The following is a 798-nucleotide window of genomic DNA, read 5'->3' on the forward strand; positions in this document are numbered from 1 at the left end:
TTCCATTCTCATTGTTGGTAATGCCAAGTACGATCCCGTCAAATTTATGACGCCCCAGCAGAGGACCGGTGAACCTGTAACCTTTTCTGTCGAAGGCCTTCCCCCAAAATTCCACCAAAAATGGATCCCTGTGAAATTCTACGGAGGCAAGCTTGTCTACGGCGATACTGTGCCTGACCCAAGTCGAGGTCAGCTGCTTCTCAGCAAAAGGCGCTTCTGGTATCCGCCCGATGTTCCTGAAACAAGCGCCACGATCGCGTCCCGTCCCCTTTTCGTTTATCTTCCCCCCGGTTACGCAAAAGCAGGCCTCAGGCGGCGCTATCCAGTCGTCTATCTGCACGACGGCCAGACTGTTTGGGACGACGATTCTTGCTGCTTTGGCCATGGGGGCTGGCGTCTCAATCGCCTTCTTGAAGAGAACACCACCATTCCGCGAGCCATCCTTGTGGGAATTCCCAACTCGAGTGCGCGGCGGGCAGAGTACGGAATTGGCGACGACATCCTCGCTCTGCAGCCCTCGCCTTACCTTAGATTCCTTGTCGAGGTCGTCAAGCCCACCATCGATCGCGAATTTCGCACGCGTCCGCCACGCGAATACACCTCGCTCATGGGCTCCAGTATGGGAGGCATGATTTCCATTTATGGTGGCTACGCCTATCCCGACGTATTTGGAAACGTGGCTGCATTATCCACGTCGTTCTGGATACCTGACGCGAAAGGCCACACCCTTCTTGATGTCGTTCGTCAGCATGGGCGCGGGAAATTCCGGCTCTATATCGACTCTGGCACCGCCGGCAT

At 55.5% G+C, this 798-nt stretch carries 1 protein-coding gene; it reads left to right on the forward strand.

The genetic code is table 11. The features are described 5' to 3' along the window. Positions 1 to 798: alpha/beta hydrolase-fold protein (locus tag ABJK56_RS06130; RefSeq protein WP_347243781.1), on the forward strand; the 798-nt coding region annotated here is incomplete at both ends.

This window comes from Thermogutta sp., from assembly GCF_039793925.1.
GTDB lineage: Bacteria > Planctomycetota > Planctomycetia > Pirellulales > Thermoguttaceae > Thermogutta.